A 5,282-nucleotide genomic window follows, 5' to 3' on the forward strand; every position below is an offset into this window, starting at 1 on the left:
CGGCGCGCACACGCTGACTTCACCATGGGGCTGCGCGCTGCCGGCCACATCGATCAGACCGCTCGGCGATGGCCATGTGGATGCGTCGGGGTTCCTGGCCAATGCGTTGCCGCGTGCAGGCTATTCGCGCGACCTGGCGTGCATTCAAGCTGTCGCGGCCACCGCCCATTGCGGCGTCAAGCACCGCAGTTTCCGAACTTGAAGAAGTCAATGACAGATCCAAATCGCAAAGCCCGTTGGTACTCCGTGGCGTTCACCGTGCTTGCCATCGACCAAGCCGCCAAGACCTTCATCGACCTGACCACTCCGCTGGGCTGGTCACGTGAGGTGACGACGTTCTTCAATCTGGTCCATGTCCTGAACCCGGGCGCGGCCTTCAGCTTCCTGGCAGGCGCCGGAGGTTGGCAGCGCTGGTTCTTCCTGGTGATCGCGCTGGGAGCATCGATATGGCTGGCTTGGATGCTGGCCAAGCCAGTGCGCCGCCTCGAAGCCCTCGCTTACAGCTTGATTCTTGGCGGAGCGCTGGGCAACGCCTTCGACCGCGCCGCGCGCGGTCAGGTGATCGACTACCTCGACTTTCACCTGCGCGGCGTGCACTGGCCGGCGTTCAACATCGCCGACATGGCGATCACGGGAGGCGCAGTCGCGTTGGTAGCGGCTTCACTTCTCGGGTACGGGGACGTCAAGCCCGCTTCGCGCGGAGACACCTGACCCAAAGCCCCTATGCAGTCGGGGCAAACCTCGAAGAAAACGTCAGTGCGGCGGCCGTCTATCAGTGCGAGTGCGGCCTCGGGCTGGAGGCAGAAGCCGCATCTGCGCCCGATTGCGGTGATTGGAGCCTGAAGTACCTATAGGGCTGACGAGGCACCATGTGCGTTCATGAACGGAGTTGTCCATGAAGATCGGCGAACTCGCAAGGATCACCCAGACCCAGGTGGAGACCATCCGCTTCTATGAGCGCGAGGGCCTGCTCGAAGAGCCGCCGCGCAGCGAGGGCAACTTTCGGCTCTACAAGCCCGAGCATCTGGAGCGCCTGGCCTTCATCCGGCATTGCCGTTCGCTGGACATGACACTGGATGAGATCCGTGCGCTGCTGCGCTTCCAGGACGCGCCGCGCGACAACTGTCATGCCGTCAACAACGTGCTGGACGAGCACATTGAGCATGTGGCCACGCGCATCCGCGAGTTGAAACACCTGCAGCAGGAACTCAAGGCGCTGCGCAATCAGTGCGATGGTGTGGCGGCCGAATGCGCAATCCTGGATGGCTTGAAGAACGTCACGTCCCGCGGACAAGGCCCGGTTCATGGAAACGGTGCCGCTGCCCCCGTCGCCCGCAAGCCGCGGCGCTCGATTCGTGCCTAGCTAGCGTCGGTGGAGCGCCGCGTTCAGCTGGTCAGCGACTTCGGCCCAATCGGCGTCCTGCGCGATGAGTTCCCCCAGCAGGCGCGCCTGCGCGGCGGTCCAGAAACTCGCATCCTCGAGCTTCGTCCCGGCCGCCAGCGGTGAGTGGTGCTCGATGAAGTCACGGATGGACGCCACATCGGCAGGCAGTCCCAGTTGGGCGAAGAGTTCCGAGAAGCGGTGAAACGGCTTTTCCATGCTGCGATTTTGCCCTGACCGTTGTTCTGCCCACGCGCTCCCAGCGCAGAACCAGCACAGCACCCCTGCTGGATCGCCTCGCTGCCTGATCGCGGCGCGTCACGCAACACGGGCGCGGCGCAGGGATGCCGCGCGTACGAGCGCGCGCCAAGGCCTCCAGCGCGGCAGCGTCAGTCGTGCGACGCATCGGGCCACGGTCGCGGGGTACGCCGCTGCAGAGCAGCAGACGCCTTGTGATTCAGTGTTGTTCGCCTTGATCAACGTCATCCGGGGAGGACATCTCGCGGTGTGAAATGCCTACGTGGATGAGCATTTCGGCCACGCGTCGAGCAACGATCACGAAGAAGAGTGGCTGCCATGACAGCGGAAGGATTCCGGAAGAACCCAAGGTGGCGCTACATCGTGCCTGGCCTGACCTTGGCGCTCCTCACTGCCGGGTACGTCGCGTACGACTACTCCACCGAGCGCGGAAGGCTGCCCGACGGTTTGATTCAGGCCAACGGGCGCGTCGAGGGCGACGACATCACCGTGTCGAGCAAGGCGGCGGGTCGGATCGTTGCCGTCGAGGTTCGTGAAGGCCAAGCCGTCGTCTCCGGACAAGTTCTGGTCAAACTCGACGACGAGCAACTGCGCCTGCGCGTCGACCAGGCGAGCGCTGCTTGCGCGATGCTGGAGTCGCAGATCGCCAGCGCCAAGCTGGCCATCGGACTGATGAAGCGGGAGCTTCCGCTGGCAATCGATGCCTCGCGAGCCGGGGTGGGGCGTGCTGAGGCAGGGGTCGCAGCAGCCGAGGCGGCCGAGAAGATGGCGCGCCGCGATGTCAACCGCGCCGCCGACCTGGTGGCCAAGGGGTTCACGAGCAGCCAGGGCAGCGAGCGCGCTCAACTGGCACTGGACGCCGCACTGAGCGAGGTCACTGCGGCGCGGGCAGCGGACCTGCAAAGCCGCAAGCAACTCGCCCAGGCCGAGTTGGGCGGTGAGCGTATTCGCGTCAAGGAGGCGGACCTGCTGACGCTGCAAGGGCAGCTGATGCAGGCAAAGGCATCGCTGTCCGAGGCACAAAGCCTGCTGGCCGACCGCAGCTTGCGCGCGCCGGCTGCGGGCGTGGTCACGGCACGGATGCGCGAACCCGGCGAGGTCGTGGCCGCGGGCGCACCCGTGCTGGAACTGCTCGATCTCGATCACCTGTACCTGAAGGTCTACGTCCCCGAGGCACAGATCGGCAAGCTGCGACTCGGGCTCCCGGCCAAGGTCTACACGGACGCCTTCCCGGACCAGCCCTACGACGCGACCGTGCGTCACATTGCGGCCCGCGCCGAGTTCACGCCCAAGGAAGTCCAGACCCCTGACGAGCGGGTCAAGCTGGTCTACGCCGTCAAGCTCCAGCTCAACGCTAACCCGGACCACAGGCTGGCGCCCGGGCTGCCGGCCGATGCCGTGATCCGCTGGAAGGAAGGCGTGGCATGGGCGAGACCGCGCTGGTAGGCGCGCCGCCCGCAACCGAGGTTGCGACAGTTCGCGGCTTCACCAAGCGCTACGGCCGGCGCCTGGCGGTGGACCGCGTCGACCTCGATGTCCGACCCGGCGAGATCTACGGACTGATCGGCCCCGATGGAGCGGGCAAGTCGAGCCTGATGAAGGCGATTGCCGGGGTGCTGACCTTCGATGCAGGGCAGGTCGAGGTGTTCGGCGTGTCGCTCGAGACGGAAGCCGCTTGCGAACGCATCAAGGACCGCATCGGCCTGATGCCTCAGGGACTTGGGCTGAACCTCTACCCCGAGTTGTCCGTCGAGGAGAACATCGATTTCTTCGCTCGGCTGAGATTGGTCGCCGAGCAGGATCTGGCCGAGCGCAAGGCGAGGCTTTTGGCCATGACACGCCTGGAGCGCTTCCGCGACCGCCCCACCAAGCAGTTGTCCGGCGGCATGAAGCAGAAGCTCGGCCTCGTGTGCACGCTGGTGCACGAGCCACGCTTCCTGATCCTCGACGAGCCCACCACAGGGGTGGATCCGGTTTCGCGCCGAGACTTCTGGTCGATCCTGTCCGAGCTCGTGGCCGAGCGCGGCATCGCGGCCCTGGTTTCGACCGCCTACATGGACGAGTCCAGTCGCTTTCACCGCATGGCGTTGATGCACGACGGCAAGTTCCTGGCGCAAGGCACGCCGGCGGACATCCAGGCCCTTGCCGCTGGCAGCACGGTGCTGGTCAACGCAACGCCCCAATCGGACGCATTCGTGCGCCTGCGATCCCGTTTCGCGCAGGTGGAGACGCTGGGGCCGCGGCTGTGCGTGTTCGCCGATGACCTGACGGCGGAGCCCGCCGAGCGCGAAGTGCGGCTCGCTCTTGACGGTCTGGTGGTGGAGGAAGTGCAGGCCGGCGATGCCGACCCGGAAGACGCGTTCATCGCGATCCTGCGCAAGCGGGGCCTTCTCGCGGACGACTCGCCCGCAGAGACCGCCGTCGGGTCCGTCCGGGCCAACGGCGGTGTGGCTGTCGATGCTGCCGGACTCACCCGTGACTTCGGAGCCTTTCGGGCCGTCGATGCAGCATCGTTCCAGGTCGCTGAAGGGGAGATCTTCGGCTTGCTGGGCGCCAACGGAGCCGGGAAGACCACGGTCATCAAGATGCTCACCGGCATCCTCACGCCGAGCTCCGGCGTGGGCCGGGTCGCGGGGGTGGACATGCGCGACGCCAGGCAGGCCCTCAAGGAACGCATCGGCTACATGTCCCAGGCTTTTTCCCTGTACGCCGACCTGACGGTGACCGAGAACATCGACCTGTTTGCAGGCATCTACGGCCTGCGGCGCGACGAAGCTCTGGCAAGGCGGCGGTGGATCCTGGCCATGGCCGGCCTGGGCGGCCACGAAGCCGATCGGGCAGGGCGCTTGCCCATGGGTCTCAAGCAGCGGCTCGCCCTGGGTTGCGCGCTGGTGCACCGGCCGAAGGTGTTGTTCCTGGACGAGCCGACTTCCGGGGTCGATCCGGTGGGCCGACGACGGTTCTGGGACGTGCTGTTCCGGCTCTCGCGGGAGGAGGGCGTGGCCGTCCTCGTCACCACGCACTACATGTCCGAGGCGGAGCATTGCGACCGGCTGGCGCTGATGTACGCCGGGCGCATCGTGGCCGATGCGACGCCGGCGGCGATGAAGATGCAGTTGGAGACGGACGTAGGTGCCCTGCTCGAACTGGACGTCTCCGATCCCTCATTGGCCGTTGCCCGGCTGCGGGCGCTGGGGTTTCGCGACGCGGCGCTGTTCGGTCGGCGGGTCCATGTGCTTTCCGCGGCGCCGGAGCAGGACCGGCAACGACTGCCGATGCTGCTGGAGGATGGCGGCGTGCGGGTGAACGCCGTCGTTCGGCGACCGGTCTCGATGGAAGACGTGTTCGTGTATCGCGTCAACGCGCTCGAGGCCCTCGACCACGCGAGGACTACGGCGTGAACCTCCGACGCATCCTGGCGGTGGCTCACAAGGAGTGGCGCGAGGTGCTGCGCGACCGGCTGTTCTTCACGCTGGCCTTCCTGGTGTCGCCTGCGTTGATGTTGATCTTCGGGTACGGGCTGTCGCTGGACGTGGAGCGGGTACCGTTCGTCGTTGTCGACCAGGATCAGTCGGCGCTGAGCCGCGAGTACGCTTATGGCTTCATCGGATCGCGGTACTTCGCCTTCAAAGGCTATGCGGCC

General features: G+C 66.2%; 6 protein-coding genes and 1 pseudogene. 6 read left to right on the plus strand and 1 reads right to left on the minus strand.

Features of this window, described 5'->3' with window-relative positions:
- The 3 genes from x551_RS26575 to cadR form a co-directional block, all read left to right on the plus strand.
- On the plus strand, window positions 1–202 hold a 202-nt coding region (locus x551_RS26575; protein ID WP_216701342.1), incomplete at its 5' end, for a hypothetical protein.
- 8 nt (window positions 203–210) lie between these two features.
- Window positions 211–711, plus strand: coding sequence for a signal peptidase II (lspA, locus tag x551_RS18175; RefSeq protein ID WP_036249936.1), 501 nt, complete (start codon window positions 211–213; stop codon window positions 709–711).
- A gap of 184 nt (window positions 712–895) precedes the next feature.
- A complete protein-coding gene (gene cadR, locus x551_RS18180) occupies window positions 896–1,363 on the plus strand; it encodes a Cd(II)/Pb(II)-responsive transcriptional regulator (RefSeq protein WP_051512139.1) in 468 nt (155 codons plus the stop codon).
- Here cadR and x551_RS18185 read toward each other — a convergent pair whose 3' ends face one another.
- A complete protein-coding gene (locus x551_RS18185) occupies window positions 1,364–1,600 on the minus strand; it encodes a DUF2789 domain-containing protein (protein ID WP_036249939.1) in 237 nt (78 codons plus the stop codon).
- A gap of 402 nt (window positions 1,601–2,002) precedes the next feature.
- On the opposite strand from x551_RS18185, the gene x551_RS18190 reads away from it, so the two are divergent.
- The 3 genes and pseudogenes from x551_RS18190 to x551_RS18200 form a co-directional block, all read left to right on the plus strand.
- Entirely contained in the window at window positions 2,003–3,085 is a 1,083-nt protein-coding gene (locus tag x551_RS18190; RefSeq protein WP_161728071.1) for an HlyD family efflux transporter periplasmic adaptor subunit, read from the plus strand.
- Window positions 3,064–5,040, plus strand: a complete 1,977-nt coding sequence (locus x551_RS18195) for an ATP-binding cassette domain-containing protein (protein WP_036249942.1) — start codon at window positions 3,064–3,066, stop codon at window positions 5,038–5,040. The genes x551_RS18190 and x551_RS18195 overlap by 22 nt, the downstream gene beginning before the upstream one ends.
- Window positions 5,037–5,282: pseudogene (locus x551_RS18200) on the plus strand (ABC transporter permease); the annotation flags it as partial. The gene x551_RS18195 and the pseudogene x551_RS18200, both read left to right, overlap by 4 nt.

It is taken from the genome of Methylibium sp. T29, assembly GCF_000576205.1.
Taxonomy (GTDB): Bacteria; Pseudomonadota; Gammaproteobacteria; order Burkholderiales; family Burkholderiaceae_C; genus Methylibium; species Methylibium petroleiphilum.

What these genes read in the sequence shown, in the direction of transcription:
- lspA (WP_036249936.1), top strand. Translation starts at nt 211, where the DNA reads ATGACAGATCCAAATCGCAAAGCCCGTTGGTACTCCGTGGCGTTCACC.
- cadR (WP_051512139.1), top strand. Translation starts at nt 896, where the DNA reads ATGAAGATCGGCGAACTCGCAAGGATCACCCAGACCCAGGTGGAGACC.
- x551_RS18185 (WP_036249939.1), bottom strand. Translation starts at nt 1,600, where the DNA reads ATGGAAAAGCCGTTTCACCGCTTCTCGGAACTCTTCGCCCAACTGGGA.
- x551_RS18195 (WP_036249942.1), top strand. Translation starts at nt 3,064, where the DNA reads ATGGGCGAGACCGCGCTGGTAGGCGCGCCGCCCGCAACCGAGGTTGCG.